Annotated in this window: 15 protein-coding genes; 11 read left to right on the plus strand and 4 right to left on the minus strand. The window is 68.3% G+C overall.

Annotated features, from left to right (window positions below; all coding sequences use genetic code 11):
- Positions 1 to 2: 2 nt before the first annotated feature.
- Positions 3 to 923: a LysR family transcriptional regulator gene (locus tag AC1G9C_RS08600; protein ID WP_457790177.1), complete on the minus strand. Its 921-nt coding sequence runs from the start codon at positions 921 to 923 to the stop codon at positions 3 to 5.
- Positions 924 to 1,060: 137 nt separating this feature from the next.
- Between AC1G9C_RS08600 and AC1G9C_RS08605 the strand changes: the two genes are divergently transcribed.
- Complete coding sequence (locus tag AC1G9C_RS08605) at positions 1,061 to 1,468, plus strand: RidA family protein (protein ID WP_457790179.1); 408 nt, start codon at positions 1,061 to 1,063, stop codon at positions 1,466 to 1,468.
- A gap of 502 nt (positions 1,469 to 1,970) precedes the next feature.
- Positions 1,971 to 3,194, plus strand: coding sequence for an MFS transporter (locus AC1G9C_RS08610; RefSeq protein ID WP_480409941.1), 1,224 nt, complete (start codon positions 1,971 to 1,973; stop codon positions 3,192 to 3,194).
- A gap of 188 nt (positions 3,195 to 3,382) precedes the next feature.
- Here the strand turns inward: AC1G9C_RS08610 and AC1G9C_RS08615 are convergent, their stop codons facing one another.
- Entirely contained in the window at positions 3,383 to 3,790 is a 408-nt protein-coding gene (locus tag AC1G9C_RS08615) for a GFA family protein (RefSeq protein ID WP_480409942.1), read from the minus strand.
- 329 nt (positions 3,791 to 4,119) lie between these two features.
- Between AC1G9C_RS08615 and AC1G9C_RS08620 the strand changes: the two genes are divergently transcribed.
- A complete protein-coding gene (locus AC1G9C_RS08620; protein WP_480409943.1) occupies positions 4,120 to 5,823 on the plus strand; it encodes an amidase in 1,704 nt (567 codons plus the stop codon).
- A 65-nt stretch (positions 5,824 to 5,888) separates the two neighbouring features.
- Here the strand turns inward: AC1G9C_RS08620 and gspD are convergent, their stop codons facing one another.
- Both gspD and AC1G9C_RS08630 read right to left on the minus strand, forming a co-directional pair.
- Complete coding sequence (gspD, locus tag AC1G9C_RS08625) at positions 5,889 to 7,835, minus strand: type II secretion system secretin GspD (RefSeq protein ID WP_021442345.1); 1,947 nt, start codon at positions 7,833 to 7,835, stop codon at positions 5,889 to 5,891.
- A 4-nt stretch (positions 7,836 to 7,839) separates the two neighbouring features.
- A complete protein-coding gene (locus tag AC1G9C_RS08630; protein ID WP_480409944.1) occupies positions 7,840 to 8,469 on the minus strand; it encodes a type II secretion system protein N in 630 nt (209 codons plus the stop codon).
- Positions 8,470 to 8,699: 230 nt separating this feature from the next.
- Here AC1G9C_RS08630 and gspE point away from each other — a divergent pair, with 230 nt between their 5' ends.
- Genes gspE through gspL form a run of 8 tightly spaced genes read left to right on the plus strand, consistent with a single transcriptional unit; the run spans position 8,700 to position 15,636 of the window.
- The gene (gene gspE, locus AC1G9C_RS08635) at positions 8,700 to 10,187 is read left to right on the plus strand and encodes a type II secretion system ATPase GspE (protein WP_480409945.1); all 1,488 of its coding nucleotides are present in this window, start codon (positions 8,700 to 8,702) and stop codon (positions 10,185 to 10,187) included.
- The gene (xcpS, locus tag AC1G9C_RS08640; protein ID WP_122107204.1) at positions 10,188 to 11,405 is read left to right on the plus strand and encodes a GspF family T2SS innner membrane protein variant XcpS; all 1,218 of its coding nucleotides are present in this window, start codon (positions 10,188 to 10,190) and stop codon (positions 11,403 to 11,405) included.
- Between the two features lie 42 nt (positions 11,406 to 11,447).
- A complete protein-coding gene (gene gspG, locus AC1G9C_RS08645) occupies positions 11,448 to 11,834 on the plus strand; it encodes a type II secretion system major pseudopilin GspG (RefSeq protein WP_480410396.1) in 387 nt (128 codons plus the stop codon).
- A gap of 5 nt (positions 11,835 to 11,839) precedes the next feature.
- On the plus strand, positions 11,840 to 12,385 hold the full coding sequence (gene gspH / locus AC1G9C_RS08650) for a type II secretion system minor pseudopilin GspH (protein WP_122107202.1): 546 nt from the start codon (positions 11,840 to 11,842) through the stop codon (positions 12,383 to 12,385).
- Positions 12,382 to 12,765 carry a type II secretion system minor pseudopilin GspI gene (gene gspI, locus AC1G9C_RS08655; RefSeq protein WP_480409946.1) on the plus strand — a complete coding sequence of 128 codons (384 nt, stop codon included), beginning with the start codon at positions 12,382 to 12,384 and terminating at the stop codon, positions 12,763 to 12,765. Before gspH ends, gspI begins: the two co-directional genes overlap by 4 nt.
- On the plus strand, positions 12,765 to 13,526 hold the full coding sequence (gene gspJ, locus AC1G9C_RS08660; protein ID WP_480409947.1) for a type II secretion system minor pseudopilin GspJ: 762 nt from the start codon (positions 12,765 to 12,767) through the stop codon (positions 13,524 to 13,526). The genes gspI and gspJ overlap by 1 nt, the downstream gene beginning before the upstream one ends.
- Complete coding sequence (gene gspK / locus AC1G9C_RS08665; protein ID WP_480409948.1) at positions 13,523 to 14,497, plus strand: type II secretion system minor pseudopilin GspK; 975 nt, start codon at positions 13,523 to 13,525, stop codon at positions 14,495 to 14,497. The genes gspJ and gspK overlap by 4 nt, the downstream gene beginning before the upstream one ends.
- Positions 14,494 to 15,636, plus strand: a complete 1,143-nt coding sequence (gene gspL, locus AC1G9C_RS08670) for a type II secretion system protein GspL (protein WP_480409949.1) — start codon at positions 14,494 to 14,496, stop codon at positions 15,634 to 15,636. Before gspK ends, gspL begins: the two co-directional genes overlap by 4 nt.
- The last annotated feature ends 2 nt before the right edge of the window (positions 15,637 to 15,638 follow it).

Below are 15,638 nucleotides of genomic sequence, written 5' to 3' on the forward strand. Positions count from 1 at the left end.
GGCTAGCGGCGACCCAGCACCGGTGCGTGCTGCGCCATCAGCTCGACGACCCAGTCGATAAATACCCGCAGCTTGGCGCTGACATGGCGGTTGGGCGGGAAGGCCAGGTACAGCGGCATCGGCTCGAGCCGCCAGTGCTCCAGCAGCGGCACCAGCTCGCCGCGCTGGCGGTGCGCCTTGGCCATGTAGTCCGGCAGCCAGAGGATGCCCAGGCCGGCCAGGCCGGCGGCGAGGTAGGCGTTGCCGTCGTCCACCGCCAGCACGTAGCGGCCCTGCACCCTGAGGCGCTCGTCGCCGCACTGCATGGCGTAGGGCAGCGGCTTGCCGGCGCGCGCCCAGAGGAAACCGACGATGCGGTGATGGCTGTCCTCCAGCTCGCGCGGGTGGCTGGGCGTGCCGGCGCGCTGCAGGTAGCTCGGCGCGGCGTACACGCCCAGCTGCAGGTCGCCCACGTGCCGCGCGATCAGCGACTGATCGGCGATCTCGCCGCCGCGCACCACGCAGTCCACCTTGTCGCCGATCAGGTCCACCACGCGGTCGCTCACCCCCATGTCCAGCTGGATGTCGGGGTACTTCGCGTGAAAGGCCGGCAGCGCCGGTACCAGAATCATCCGCGCCAGCGGGCTGGGCACGTCCACCCGCAAGCGCCCCCTGGGCAGGGCGGCGGCGCTGGAGAGGCTGGTTTCGGCGTCGTCCATATCGGCCAGCAGGCGCACCGCGCGCTCGTAGTAGGCGGCGCCGTCGGCGGTGACCGCGACCCGGCGCGTGGTGCGGTTGAGCAGGCGCACGCGCAGCCGTGCCTCCAGCTGCTGCACCAGCTGCGTCACGCTGGTCTTGCTCATGTGCAGCGTCGTCGCCGCCTTGGTGAAGCTGCCGGCCTCCACCACGCGCACGAACGCCTGCATCGCATCGAAACGGTCCATTGCTCTTCTCACTCATGGGGGATTGTTTGGATTCTACAAACAGTCATGACCAGAGTTGCCGGTTTATCCAGCCTGGCGCGCTTCTTACAGTGGCTCCATCTTAAGCAACGGGCCGCAGCGGCCCATGGAGACCCGCAATGACCAGCAAACGCGATGTGGTATTCCCGCCCGACCGCCATGCCCTGTACGAGCTCCACCGCTATTCGCCGGCGATCCGTTCCAACGGCTTCCTGTTCGTCTCCGGCCAGGTCGGCAGCCGCCAGGACGGCTCGCCCGAGCCCGACCTCGAAGCCCAGGTGCGCCTCACCTTCGCCAACCTCAATGCGATCCTGGGCGAGGCGGGATGCAGCTTCGCCGACGTGGTCGACACCACTATCTTCATGCTCGAGCCCGACGCGAAGTTCGAGACCATCTGGGAGGTGGCGGCCGAGTTCTGGGGCCAGGCGCCTTACCCGACAGTGACCGCCATCGGGGTGACCTGGCTGGCCGGCTTCCAGTTCGAGATCAAGGTGATCGCCAAGCTGCCGGAGGATGCGGCGGGTTGAGCGGACCGGGATAGTTTGTGCACAGCGCTGATGGGCCTCGCGACGTTTAGCCATCCTGCTTGGAGCGGCTATTCGCGGGCCTTGCTTGTCATATCGCAGTGTTGAGTTGCGGCAGGCTTGCAACCAGCAGTTACCAGCGGCGGCCGGCCGAGCGGAGCCAGACATTCAATGACATGAGTTTCGCGGTATGCCCGCGATGTTGGGCATCTGATTGCTTTGCGTCTGAGCGACGAACAGCCATGCAACGTGGCGGTATGGAGCATATGGAGGGCGCTTTTATCGCTCGGCTGGATTGCACGCTCAGTAGAGTTGGGCTGCTTCAGAGCAATGTGAACCTGTTGCGCTATTGGGTGGCGCGAGGTTGGACAGGAGCCTCGGAACTTACGCACCGACCTGGGCACCGGGGCCTCGCCACGTGTCTGGGCGAAAGTTGCTCCGCGGCTTTCTTACCTCATGTTCTGACTTGCTGAAATCAATTCCAGCAGCCCATAGGGTGCTCGCCATGCGTTCAAATGCTGCGGTCGTAGTGTTGCTAACCAGCCTGGTGGCGGCGACCTATGGCTTCGGGATATACCTGTTTGCCCAGCTCGTACCCGATATGCAGGCATCTTTGGGTTTCGGCTTTTCCTACGTCGGCACTATCACCGCCTCAGCGCAGCTGGGTTTTCTACTCTGCGCAATGCTGGCGGTCTGGCTGACGCCCAAGGTGGGCGGCGGCAGGATGATTGTGGCGTCGGGCGCTGTGTGTGCAGTCGCGTTGCTACTGATTCCGTTGTCGAACAACACCTTTTTTATAGGTGTACTGCTGACCTTGTTGGCGGGCACTGCAGCGACGGTCTTTGTGCCTATGGTCGATGTTATCGCCAGGGTGGTCGCCTACCGTTACCGCGGTTTGGCCATGGGACTGGTATCCAGCGGTACCAGCTATGGGGTAGCTATCAACAGCCTGTTGGTGCCCATCTACGCCCCGCAAGAGGAGTGGCGCAGCGTTTGGTGGGTAGTTGGGTTGCTGACGATGGCGATGGCTGCGCTGGTGCTGGTGGTGTTCAAGAGGGGAGGCTTGCTCGGCCAAACCGTGTCGCCAACCTCAGCAGCCACAACAAGCGAGGTCGCCTTACCCAGCTTGCGCTCAGAGTTGATAAAACCTTGGGTATTGCTGATCTGGTCGATGAATTTCTTGATAGGTTTCGCCACCTTTCCGTTTCAGACCTACCTCTCGTCTTACCTGCGTACCGAGCTTGGCTTTGACGTGCAATACACTGCTCAGGTCTGGGCCGTGATCGGTTTCGTCGGCATGTTCGCTGGTCTCGCAATTGGCTGGCTCTCGGACCGAACCGGGCTACGCGCGGCGATGTTTCTGGTGTATGGCTGCGTGGTGATGGCTGCGCTGATCTTCGTGATACAGCCCTCGGGCCATTGGCCCCTGGTCGCCGCAGTGCTGTTCTCCACTGCCTTCTACCCCATTTTCGGCCTTATTCCCGCTTACGTTTCCAAGGTGGCATCGTCCAGCGCCATGGCCGTCTCCATCTTTGGTATCGCTAATGTGATGCAAGGTTCTGGCGGCATGCTCGGCAACTATGGTGCGGGGCTATTGGCCAATCACAGCGGCAGCTTTGCCGGGGTATATGCCGTCATAAGCGGAGTGGGTGTGTTGCTGATAGTGCTGACGCTAAAACTGCCCAGAGAATTACCAGTAGCCGCTTCTGCGGGTTTGGCCGCTAGTTAATCGCGCGGATTGGCTGCTGCGCATGGGCCGGTGGCCACAAAAAGGGAAGGGCGTAGCTGAACGAGCGCGCCCTTATTGGCGGCGCTGGCTTACCTCGGTTGCAGCATTCGGGTGCAGGTCGTGGTCCCGAGGTTGCTGAATGCCCACTCAGGCCAACGGCCCTCTACGACTGGTCGCTTGGATCGCTTTCATCCACTCGACTCTTCTCCCTCGAAACGCCCCTCGCTCTCCCGATCCCGCTCGTAGCGCCTGTCGAACGGAAATGCCGGCAGCCAGGCCTCGCGCCTGATGGTCCAGAGTTCGTAGGTGGGTGTCAGTTGGTTGGGGGCGTCCAGCGAGCCGAGGTTCACTTCGATTTCATCGGCCGTGCGCGAGAACACCGGCGAGCCGCAGCGCGGGCAGAAGTGGCGGCCGGCGTAGTGGGCGGTTTCACCCTCTATCTGCACCGCGCGCTCGGGGAAGATCGCCGAGGTGTGAAAGAGGGCGCCGTGGTGTTTGCGGCAGTCCAGGCAGTGGCACACGCCGACCCGGTAGGGCCGGCCCGTGGCGACGATGCGCAGGTTGCCGCACAGGCAACCGCCGGTGAATCGCTCCATTTCGGGGTCCTCTGGTTGCAGCAGGCAGTGCCCAAGACCATAGCAGGCGAGTGGTGCCATTGGGGGGGCGTCGCGCACGGCTCGCGCTATTGCCTGCTGGAGCCCTAGCCGGCGGAGCCGGGTAGCCTGCAGGCCGAACTGCTGCAGTGGTTGCGGGCGGCAGAGGCCTGGTCTCGGCCTCCTGCGGGCGCTCGGCGGCATGTATCATCAGGCAGATGTTCGCGGCCGAAGCCGCTCCTACTGGGGGCGTTGCGGCCGCTGGACCAGGGCTTTCCGTATCCGGGGCTGGCCGCAGCCGGCCGGCCCCGCCATCAGTGAGTGACGACACCATGATCGAGGTAACCGAAGTTTCCATTGCCGAGCTGCGCGCCGCGCTGGAGGCCGGCCGCACCACGGCGGTCGAGCTGGTCCAGGCCTACCTGGCGCGGATCGGGGCCTACGACGGCCCGAACACGCCGACCAAGCTCAACGCGGTGGTGGTGCGCAACCCCGATGCCTTGAAGGAAGCCGAGGCCTCCGATGCGCGCCGCGCCCGTGGCGAGAGACTCGGCCCGCTGGACGGCATTCCCTACACCGCCAAGGACAGCTACCTGGTCAAGGGCCTGACCGCCGCCTCCGGCAGCCCGGCGTTCAAGGACCTGGTGGCCCAGCGCGACGCCTTCACCATCGAGCGCCTGCGCGCCGCCGGCGCCATCTGCCTGGGCAAGACCAATATGCCGCCGATGGCCAACGGCGGCATGCAGCGCGGCGTCTACGGCCGCGCCGAGAGCCCGTACAACGCCGCCTACCTCACCGCGCCGTTCGCCTCGGGCTCGTCCAACGGCGCCGGCACCGCCACCGCCGCCAGCTTCGCCGCCTTTGGCCTGGCCGAGGAAACCTGGTCGAGCGGCCGCGGCCCGGCGTCGAACAACGGCCTGTGCGCCTACACGCCGTCGCGCGGGGTGATCTCGGTGCGCGGCAACTGGCCGCTGACGCCGACCATGGACGTGGTGGTGCCCTATGCGCGGACCATGGCCGACCTGCTTGAGGTGCTCGACGTGGTGGTGGCCGACGATCCAGACACCCGCGGTGACCTCTGGCGCCTGCAGCCCTGGGTGCCGATTCCCAAGCCCTCCGAGGTACGCCCGGCGTCCTACCTGGCGCTCACCGCCCAGCCCGGTGCGCTCAAGGGCAAGCGCCTGGGCGTGCCGCGCATGTTCATCAATAAGGACGAGGAAGCCGGCTCCAGCGACAACCCCGGCATCGGCGGGCCGACCGGCCAGCGCATCCATACCCGGCCCTCGGTAATCGCCCTGTGGCAGGCGGCGCGCCAGGCGCTGGAGGCGGCCGGCGCCGAGGTGGTGGAAGTGGACTTCCCGCTGGTCTCCAACTGCGAGGGCGACCGCCCCGGTGCGCCGACCGTATTCAATCGCGGCATCGTCACCCCGGAATTCCTCCACGACGAGCTCTGGGAGCTGTCGGGTTGGGCCTTCGACGATTTCCTGCGCGCCAACGGCGACCCCAAGCTCAACCGCCTGGCGGACGTCGACGGCCCGCAGATATTCCCGCATGACCCGGGCACGCTGCCCAACCGCGAGGGCGACCTGGCCGCCGGCATGGACGAGTACGTCAATATGGCCAAGCGCGGCATCCGCTCCTGGGACCAGATTCCCACCGTGCCGGATGGCCTGCGCGGCCTGGAGCAGACTCGCAAGCTCGATCTGGAGGACTGGATGGACGGCCTCAAGCTCGACGCGGTGCTGTTTCCCACCGTGGCCGACGTCGGCCCGGCCGATGCCGACGTGAATTCCGTCTCCGCCGATATCGCCTGGAGCAATGGCGTGTGGGTGGCCAACGGCAACCTCGCCATCCGCCACCTGGGCGTGCCGACGGTCACCGTGCCGATGGGGGTGATGGCCGATATCGGCATGCCGGTGGGGCTGACCTTCGCCGGCCGCGCCTACGACGACTCGGAGTTGCTGCGCCTGGCCGCGGCCTATGAGGCCACCGGCAGCAAACGCCTGATCCCGCCGCGCACGCCGCCGCTGGGGTGAGTGGGGAGGCTGGGAGGGCTTTGCCGTAAAGCGCCCCCCAGGGTTTTATCCCGCAACCAACTCGCTTACTGGCGCAGATCCACCGCCGGCGCGCCCTGGCCGTCGAACAGCTGCGCCGGGTTGCGCGGCAGGATGCTCGGGCGGCCTTCGTCGGCGCTGCCGAGGATGCGGATGTCGCTGTATTTCTTGCCCGACAGCGCGGCCAGGCCGGCGCCGTCGCGCACCACGGTGGGCCGCAGAAAGACCATCAGGTTGCGTTTGATGTGGGATTCGCGGGTAGAGCGGAACAGCCCGCCGAGCAGGGGGATGTCGCCGAGCAGCGGCACCTTGGACACCGATTCGGTGACGTCGTCCTGGATCAGCCCGCCGAGCACTATGACCTGGCCGTCGTCGGCGAGGATGGTGCTCTTGATCGAGCGCTTGTTGGTCACCAGGTCCACGGCCTGGGCGTTGAGCCCGGTGCTGGGGGCGATGGAGGAGATTTCCTGCTCGATCTCCAGGCGCAGGGTGGCGCCTTCGTTGATGTGCGGGGTGACCTTGAGGGTGACGCCGATGTCCTTGCGCTCGATGGTGGTGAAGGGGTTGTTGGCCCCGGCCGCATCGGTGGTGTAGGAGCCGGTCTGGAACGGCACGTTCTGCCCGACCAGGATTTCCGCCTTCTGGTTGTCCAGGGTCAGCAGGCTGGGGGTGGACAGCAGGTTGCTCTTGCTGTTGGCCGACAGCGCGGTGACCAGCGCGCCGAAGTTGTCGCTGCCGATGCCGATGATGGCGCCGTCGGGCAGGGTGGTGTTTTCCGGCACCTCGCCGCTCTGCAGGATCTGCAGCACGGTGCCCACCGACAGCCCGGTGCCGGAGAAGTTGACCCCGCCCAGGCCGCCGGTGCCGCCGCTGCCACTGCGCGCATCCACCGCCCACTGCACGCCGAGGGCGTCGGTGATGTCGCCGGAGACTTCGACGATGGCCGCCTCGACCATCACCTGGGCGCGCGGGATGTCGAGCTGGCGCACGATGTCTTCGAGGGTGGCGACCAGATCGGGCTCGGCCAGCAGCACCAGGGCATTGAGGCTCTCGTCGGCGCGGATGAGGATGTTCGACGGCTTGCCGGCGGTCTCGCCATCCTGCTGGTTCTTCAGCCCTTCGGAGATTTCCCCGAGGGTCTCGGCCAGCGATTTGGCGTCGTTGTGGCGCAGGCGGATCACCCGGGTGTTGGCCGAGCGGCTGGTGGGGGTGTCCAGTGACTGGGCCAGGTTGGCCAGCTTGGCGCGGGCGTCCGGCGGGCCGAGCAGGATCAGGCGGTTGGTGCGCGCGTCGGCCACCACCTGGGTGGCGCTGGCGCCCTTGGCCTGGCCGCGGGCGATGGCGGTGTTGAGCACTTCGGCGGCGTCCATCACCCAGGCGTGCTGCAGGTTGATCACGCTGTAGTCGCGGGCTCCGGTCTGGTCGAGCTGGCGCATCAGATCCTGGATGCGCGCGATGTTGGCGCTGCGGTCGCTGATGATCAGCGCGTTGGAGGAGGTGACGGCGGCCAGGTGGCCGTACTGCGGCACCAGCGGGCGGATCAGCGGGATCAGCTCGGCCACCGGTGCGTGCTGCACCTGGATCAGGCGGGTTTCCAGGCGATCGGGTGCCGGGCGGCCTTCGCCGGCTTCGGCCTTGGCCTCGGCGTTGGGCACGATGCGCGCCTGGTCGCCCTGGGTCAGCACGCTGAAGCCGTGGGTGGCCATCACCGAGAGGAACAGCTGGTAGACCTCGGTCAGATTGAGCGGGGTGTTGGACACCACGTTGACCTGACCCTTGACCCGTGGGTCGACGACGAAGGTCTGCCCGGTGATGGCGGCGACCTGATCGATGAATTCGCGGATGTCGGCGCCCTTGAGGTTGATGGTCCAGCTTTCGTCCTGCTGGTTGGCGCTGGCCGGCACCTGTTCGATCTGCGCCAGCAGGGGTAGGGGGGCGGCGGCCAGGCCGGCGGCGAGTAGGGCGAGGGTCAGTCGGCTGCGGATGGCATGCATCGGTTCATTCGCTTTCCATGGGCTGATCGGAGGGCGTTTCTTCGGGCAGGGTGCCGGCGGCTTCCATCTGCTCGCGCAGCGCCTGCATGCGCTGGCGCAGTTGTTCGAGGTTGTCCTGCTCCAGCTGGTCGAGTTGATCGAGGGCGGCGTCGGCCGTTTCGGCCGGCGGCGTGTAGACATACTGGCCGCTCTGCTGGCGGGGGAAGGCGAGGCTCTCGCGGCGGCCGTTGCGCAGCAGTTCGACGCGGTCGGCATAGACCGCATCCAGGCGCACGCCGTTGTCCACCTCCATGCCCACGGCGTAGCGCTGGGCGCTATGGCCCTGGCGCTGGATCAGCGCGCTGGAGCGTTGCGGGTCGCTGTGGACGAAGCTGCCGAGCAGGGTCAGCTGCAGGTTGGTGGCCGGCGGCGGGCCGCTGTCGGCCTGTTTGGCGCTGCCGAACAGCTGGGCGAGGGGCGCCTGGCTGGGTTGTTCCAGGGGGCTGGCGGCCTGGCTCGCCGGCTGCAGCGCGGGGCCGCGCACCAGGCGCAGCAGCTCGGCGCTTTGCCAGGCCAGGCTGACGCTGAGGGCGATCAGCACGAGCATGCCGAGCACGCTCGGGGCGTTGTCCTTGAGGCGCTGGGGGAGGGCCAAATGCATTACTCCGGAAACGACGTTCTAATTCTTTTTATGTGCTATGCGTCGCGGGCCGATCATAACAGCCTGCGCGGCGTTGACATCCCCTATATGGGGTGGGTGTGCTGTATTGGGCGATGTGTTAAAGATAGCCCAATAACCATTACAAAAAAGACCGCCGTAGAGGGGCAAACAGTCAGATTGGGCTGTAATACTCAAGGTAAGGTTCTGTTTTTAAGGTTCATCGCATGAACGCTTCGCTGCTCGAGACTCCCCTGCGCCGTCTGCCCTTCAGTTTCGCCAAACGTCACGGCGTGGTGTTCGTGCTGCACGAGGGGCGCGCTTGCCTGGCCTATCGGGCCGACTGCGAACCGGTGGCGCTGGCCGAGGCGCAGCGTTTCGCCGGACGCAGCCTGCCGCTGCGCCCGCTCGCCGCCGGCGAGTTCGCCCTGGCCCTGGGCGCGGCCTACCAGCACGACTCGGCGTCCATGCAGCTGGCCGAGGACATCGGCGGCAGCCTCGACCTGGTTTCGCTGGCCGAGCAGGTGCCGGAGACCGAAGACCTGCTGGAGCAGGAAGACGACGCGCCGATCATCCGCCTGATCAACGCCATCCTCGGCGAGGCGATCAAGGAAAACGCCTCCGACATCCACCTGGAAACCTTCGAGAAGCGCCTGGTGGTGCGCTTTCGCGTCGACGGCATCCTGCGCGAAGTGCTCGAACCCAAGCGCGAGCTGGCGGCGCTGCTGGTGTCGCGGGTCAAGGTCATGGCGCGCCTGGACATCGCCGAGAAGCGCGTGCCGCAGGATGGGCGCATCTCGCTCAAGGTCGGTGGGCGCGAGGTGGACATCCGCGTCTCCACGCTGCCCTCGGCCAACGGCGAGCGGGTGGTACTGCGTCTGCTCGACAAGCAGGCCGGGCGTCTGTCGCTGCAGCACCTGGGGATGCGCGCCGAGGACCGCGCGCTGATGGAGGAGACGGTGCGCAAGCCGCACGGCATCCTGCTGGTCACCGGCCCCACCGGCTCGGGCAAGACCACCACGCTGTACGCCAGCCTGGTCAGCCTCAACGACCACACGCGCAACATCCTCACCGTCGAGGACCCCATCGAATACCACCTCGAAGGCATCGGCCAGACCCAGGTCAACACCAAGGTGGACATGACCTTCGCCCGCGGCCTGCGCGCCATCCTGCGCCAGGACCCGGACGTGGTGATGGTCGGCGAGATCCGCGACAAGGAAACCGCCGAGATCGCCGTGCAGGCCTCGCTGACCGGCCACCTGGTGCTTTCCACCCTACACACCAACAGCGCCATCGGCGCCATCACCCGCTTGGTGGACATGGGCGTGGAGCCCTTTCTGCTGTCGTCCTCCTTGCTCGGCGTGCTGGCCCAGCGCCTGGTGCGGGTGCTGTGCCCGGCGTGCAAGGAACCTTACGCGGCCGATGCGGCCGAATGCGCGCTGCTCGGCGTGCCGGCCGCATCGGCGCCGACCCTGTACCACGCGCGCGGCTGCGCCGAGTGCCACCAGCAGGGCTACCGCGGGCGTACCGGCATCTACGAGCTGGTGGTGTTCGACGAAACCATGCGCACGCTGATCCACAGCCGCGCCTCCGAGCAGGACATGACCCGCCACGCCCGCCGCCTGGGCCCGAGCATCCGCGACGACGGGCGGCGCAAGGTGCTGGAAGGGGTGACCACGGTCGAGGAAGTGCTGCGCGTGACCCGGGAGGAGTAAGTGGCCGCCTTCGAATACATCGCCCTGGACGGGCGCGGCCGCCAGCAGAAAGGCGTGCTTGAGGCCGACAGCGCGCGCCAGGTGCGCCAGCTGTTGCGCGAACGCCAGCTGGCGCCGCTGGAGGTCAAGGCCACGCGCAACCGCGAGCAGGCCAGCGGCGGCGCGCGCCTGGGCTTCGCCCGCGGCCTGTCGGCGCGCGACTTGGCGCTGGTCACCCGGCAGCTGGCGACCCTGGTGCAGGCGGCGCTGCCGATCGAGGAGGCGCTGCGTGCGGCCGCCGCGCAAGCCACCAGTGCACGCATCCAGGCCATGCTGCTGGCGGTGCGCGCGCGGGTGCTGGAAGGCCACAGCCTGGCCGCCAGCCTGAAGGAATTTCCCGCCGCCTTTCCCGAGCTGTACCGCGCCACCGTGGCCGCCGGCGAGCACGCCGGGCACCTGGGCCCGGTGCTGGAACAGCTGGCCGATTACACCGAGCAGCGCCAGCAGTCGCGGCAGAAGATTCAGCTGGCGCTGCTCTACCCGCTGATCCTGATGTGTGCGTCCTTGCTCATCGTCGGTTTCCTGCTCGGCTACGTGGTGCCGGACGTGGTCAAGGTCTTCGTCGATTCCGGGCAGACCCTGCCGGCGCTGACCCGCGGGCTGATCGCCCTGAGCGACTGGGTCAAGGCCTGGGGCGCGGCGACGCTGGTGCTGCTGGCGCTGGCGATCGTCGCCCTGCGCTGGGCGCTGCGCGACGAGGCGTTCAAGCTGCGCTGGCACGCGTTTCTGCTGCGCGTGCCGCTGCTGGGCCGGCTGGGACGCGCCACCGACTGCGCGCGTTTCGCCTCCACCCTGGCGATTCTCACCCAGAGTGGCGTGCCGCTGGTGGAGGCGCTGGCGATTGCCGGCGAGGTGATCGGCAACCGGGTGATCCGTGGCGAGGTGCTGGTGGCGGCGCAGAAGGTGCGCGAGGGCGGCAGCCTGACCCGTTCGCTGGAGGCCACCGGGCAGTTCCCGCCGATGATGCTGCACATGATCGCCAGCGGCGAACGCTCCGGCGAGCTGGATCAGATGCTGGCGCGCACGGCGAAGAATCAGGAGAACGACCTCGGCGCGCAGATCGCCCTGCTGGTGGGCTTGTTCGAGCCGTTCATGCTGGTATTCATGGGGGCGGTGGTGCTGGTCATAGTCCTGGCCATCCTGCTGCCGATTCTTTCGTTGAACCAAATGGTGGGTTAGCAGGTGAGTAGAAAACAGTCGGGTTTCACCCTGATCGAGATCATGGTGGTGGTGGTCATTCTCGGCATCCTCGCGGCGCTGGTGGTGCCGCAGGTGATGAGCAGGCCCGATCAGGCCAAGGTCACCGCGGCGCAGAACGACATCCGCGCCATCGGCGCGGCGCTGGACATGTACAAGCTGGACAACCACAACTACCCCAGTACCCAGCAGGGCATCGAGGCGCTGGTGAGCAAGCCCGGCGGCAACCCGCCGGCGAAGAACTGGAACAAGGAGGGCTACCTCAAGCGCCTGCCGGTCGACCCCTGGGGCAATCCCTACCAGTACCTGGCGCCGGGCACCAAGGGCGCCTTCGACCTCTATTCGTTCGGCGCCGACGGCAAGCAGGGCGGCAGCGACCTGGACGCGGACATCGGCAACTGGGATCTCTGATCGCCATGCAGCGCGTACCGGCGGGCTCGGCCAGGCGGGCGAGGGGCTTCACCCTGATCGAGCTGCTGGTGGTGCTGGTCATCCTCGGCAGCCTGATCGGCCTAGCGGTGCTCGGCACCGGGCTGGCCGGGCCGAGCCGCGAGCTGCGCGGCGAGGCCGAGCGCCTGGCCGGTCTCATCGGCGTGCTGGCCGACGAGGCGGTGCTGGATAACCGCGAGTACGGCCTGAGTTTTACCCGCGAGGGCTACCGGGTGCTGCGCTACGATTCGCGGCGCGGCGAGTGGCAGGCGCTGGATCGCCAGGCGCATCGCCTGCCGGACTGGGCCGAGCTGACTCTTGAGGTGGAGGGCGAGGGGGAGGGCGAGGCCTTGCGCCTGCCCGGCGCGGCCAGCGCCCTGGCGCCGCAACTGCTGATTCTCTCCAGCGGCGAGCTCACACCGTTTCGCCTGCGCCTGGCCGAGCGCCGCCGCGACGGCCTGCAGCTGCAGCTGTCCAGCGACGGCTTCGGCCTGCCGCGTATCGAGGAGCTGGCGGCAGGGCGCGCCGGATGAAGCGCGCGTGCGGTTTCACCCTGCTCGAAGTGCTGGTGGCGCTGGCCATCTTCGCCCTGGTCGCCGCCAGCGTGCTGACGGCCAGCGCGCGCAGCGTGCGCACCGCCGCGCAGCTGGAGGCCAAGACCCTGGCCATGTGGGTGGCCGACAACCGCCTTACCGAGCTGCAGCTGGCCGAGGTGCCGCCGGCCGACGGTCGCGACCAGGGCCAGGTGGAGTTCGCCGGGCGCCGCTGGCTGTGGCAGAGCGAGATCCAGGTCACCAGCGAGCCGAGCATGCGCCGGGTGACCCTGTGGGTCGCCGCCGAGCAGCGCGGCGCCGTGGGCGATCTGCGCGAGCGCGCACTGGTCAGCCTCAGCGGCTTTCTGGGGGCACCGTGATGAAGCGCATGCCCCTTAGGAGCGAGCTCTGCTCGCGAAATGGCCTCAATCTGGATTCGCGAGCAGAGCTCGCTCCTACAGCCCGACCGCAGCGCGGCTTTACCCTGCTCGAATTGCTGATCGCCATCGCCATCTTCGCCATTCTCGGGTTGGCCACCTACCGCATGCTCGACAGCGTGCTCAGCGCCGACGCCGCCACCCGCAACCACGAGCAGCAGCTGCGCGAGCTGGTGCGGGCGATGGCCGCCTTCGAGCGCGACGTGCTGCAGGTGGCGGTGCGGCCGATCCGCGATGGCTTCGGCGACCCGCAGCCGGCGCTGCGCAGCGAGCCGAGCGATGCCTCTGCGCTGGAGTTGACCCGCGCCGGCTGGCGCAATCCGCTCGGTCAGCCGCGCGCCGAGCTGCAGCGGGTGCGCTGGCAGCTCAGCGGCGAGCAGTGGCAGCGCCGTTACTGGCGCGTGCTGGACCAGGCCCAGGACAGCCAGCCGCAGGTGCAGCAGGCGCTCGACGGGGTGCAGGCGCTGAGCCTGCGCTACCTCGACGACGAGGGCCAGTGGCACGCCGATTGGCCGCCGCCCAATGCCGCTGGCGACAGCCTGCTCACCGGCCTGCCGCGCGCCCTCGAACTGCGCCTGGAGCATCGTCGCCATGGCGAGCTGCGCCGCCTACTGCGCCTGCCGGACGCGCCGCCGCAGAGCGTCGTGCCTGCCCCCGGCGAGGGTGAGGGCGACCCCGCTGAGCCCGAGGAGCCGCAGCCATGAAACCTCAACGCGGCGTGGCACTGATCACCGTGCTGCTGGTGGTGGCGCTGGTCACCGTGGTCTGCGCCGGGCTGATCGCCCGCCAGCAGCTGTCGATCCGCAGCAGCGCCAACCAGTTGCACGTGCGCCAGGCCTGGCACTACGCCCTGGGCGGCGAGACGCTGGCCAAGGCCATCCTTCAGCGCGACTTGCGCCAGGGCGATCCGCGCCAGCCGGTCGATCACCTGGGCGAACCCTGGGCGCAGCCGCTGACACCCTTCGCGCTGGACGAGGGCGGCGAGCTGCGCGTGCGCATCGTCGACCCCAGCGGCCGCTTCAACCTCAACAGCCTGGTGCGCCAGGGCCAGCCCGACGAGCTGGCGCTGCTGCGCCTGCGCCGCCTGCTGCTGCGCCTGGAGATCGCCAAGCCCTACGCCGAACGCTTGCTCGACTGGCTCGATGGCGACGGCGAGCCTAGCGGCGCTCAGGGCGCGGAGGACGGCCAGTACCTGCTGGCCACGCCGCCTTATCGCGCGGCCAACCGCCAGCTCGCCGACGTCTCCGAGCTGCGCCTGCTGCTGGAAATGGACGAGGCCGACTACCGCCGCCTGCTGCCCTTCGTCAGCGCTCTGCCGAGCGAGGCGCTGCTCAACGTCAACAGCGCCAGCGCCGTGGTGCTGTCCAGCCTGGCCGACGGCCTCAGCCCGGATGCCGCGCTGGCGCTGGTGGCGGCGCGCGGCCGTGAAGCTTTTGCCAGCCCGGCGGCCTTCGCCGCCCAGCCGGCCCTGGCCGGCCTCGGCGAGCAGGCGCTGCAGGGCCTGGCGGTGGGCAGCCAGTTCTTCGAGGTGTTCAGCGAGGTGAGCCTCGGCGAGCGCCGCGTGGTGTTGCGCAGCCTGTTGCAGCGCGGCAATGATGGCCAGGTCAGTGTCCTGGCGCGTGATCTGGGGCAGGGCGGTACGCCGCCGTTGCCCGTCGAGGAAGCACAACGATGAATCAGCTATGGATCTTCCTGCCGCCGGAGGCCTGTCAGGGCCTGTCGGCGGAGCTGCCGGTGCAGTGGGTGACCTTCACCGAATGTCGCACGCTGAGCCTGGGCGAGGGGCTGCGCGAGCTGCCGGCGGCCTGGGAACTGGTGCTGCCGGTGGAGGCGGTGACCGCCTGCGCCGTGCAGTTGCCGACGCAGAAGGCGCGCTGGCTGCGCCAGGCGCTGCCGTTCGCGGTGGAGGAACTGCTTGCCGAGGATGTCGAGCAGATGCACCTGGCCCTGGGCGAGCAACTGGCCGACGGTCGCCACCGGGTCTATGCGCTGCGCGCCGACTGGCTGCGCCAGTGCCTGGCGCTGTGTGCGGCGCAGCCGCCGCAGGCGATCCGCGTCGATGCCGACCTGCTGCCGCGCCAGGGCAGTCAGCTGCTCTGGCTGGAGTCGCGCTGGCTGCTCGGCGGCGAGGCGCCGCTGCGTCTGGCGCTGCAGGCCGAGAGCTGGCCTGCGCTGGCGCCGCGTTGCCCGGCGCCGCATATCGCCAGCGCGCCGGCCGAGCAGGCGCTGCCCGAGCCGGTCGACGAGGTGCACCTGCTGCAGCAGCCGCAACAGTGGCTGGTGCGCCAGGGCGCGGGCGCCGACCTGGCCCAGGGCGAGTTCGCCTTGCACCAGGCGGGCGACGGCTGGCGGCGCTGGCGCCCGCTGGCCGGGGTGCTGGCGCTCTGCCTGCTGCTGCAGTGGGGCTTCAACCTGGTCCAGGGTTGGTACCTGCAGCGCCAGGCCGATCAGTACGCGCTGGCCAGCGAGGCGCTGTACCGCGAGCTGTTTCCCGAGGATCGCAAGCTGGTCAACCTGCGTGCGCAGCTGGATCAGCACCTGGCCGATGCCGCCGGCAGCGGCGACAGCCCGCTGCTCGGCCTGCTCGGCGAGGTGGCGCGGGCACTGCCGGCAGGCGGCGCGGCGCGGGTACAGGTCAATCAGCTTGATTACAGCGCCAGTCGCGCCGATCTCGCCCTGCAGCTGCAGGCGCCGGATTTCGCCGAGCTGGAAAGCCTGCGCGAACGCCTGGAACAGGCCGGACTCGAGGTGCAGATGGGCTCGGCCAGCCGCGAGGCGGACGGCGTCAGCGCGCGCCTGGTGATAGGAGGATGAGC

It is taken from the genome of Pseudomonas sp. ABa2, from assembly GCF_056676075.1.

Coding starts and splice junctions, on each gene's coding strand:
- AC1G9C_RS08600 (WP_457790177.1), bottom strand. CDS start 923: ATGGACCGTTTCGATGCGATGCAGGCGTTCGTGCGCGTGGTGGAGGCC.
- AC1G9C_RS08605 (WP_457790179.1), top strand. CDS start 1,061: ATGACCAGCAAACGCGATGTGGTATTCCCGCCCGACCGCCATGCCCTG.
- AC1G9C_RS08610 (WP_480409941.1), top strand. CDS start 1,971: ATGCGTTCAAATGCTGCGGTCGTAGTGTTGCTAACCAGCCTGGTGGCG.
- AC1G9C_RS08615 (WP_480409942.1), bottom strand. CDS start 3,790: ATGGAGCGATTCACCGGCGGTTGCCTGTGCGGCAACCTGCGCATCGTC.
- AC1G9C_RS08620 (WP_480409943.1), top strand. CDS start 4,120: ATGATCGAGGTAACCGAAGTTTCCATTGCCGAGCTGCGCGCCGCGCTG.
- gspD (WP_021442345.1), bottom strand. CDS start 7,835: ATGCATGCCATCCGCAGCCGACTGACCCTCGCCCTACTCGCCGCCGGC.
- gspE (WP_480409945.1), top strand. CDS start 8,700: ATGAACGCTTCGCTGCTCGAGACTCCCCTGCGCCGTCTGCCCTTCAGT.
- gspG (WP_480410396.1), top strand. CDS start 11,448: ATGGTGGTGGTGGTCATTCTCGGCATCCTCGCGGCGCTGGTGGTGCCG.
- gspH (WP_122107202.1), top strand. CDS start 11,840: ATGCAGCGCGTACCGGCGGGCTCGGCCAGGCGGGCGAGGGGCTTCACC.
- gspI (WP_480409946.1), top strand. CDS start 12,382: ATGAAGCGCGCGTGCGGTTTCACCCTGCTCGAAGTGCTGGTGGCGCTG.
- gspJ (WP_480409947.1), top strand. CDS start 12,765: ATGAAGCGCATGCCCCTTAGGAGCGAGCTCTGCTCGCGAAATGGCCTC.
- gspK (WP_480409948.1), top strand. CDS start 13,523: ATGAAACCTCAACGCGGCGTGGCACTGATCACCGTGCTGCTGGTGGTG.
- gspL (WP_480409949.1), top strand. CDS start 14,494: ATGAATCAGCTATGGATCTTCCTGCCGCCGGAGGCCTGTCAGGGCCTG.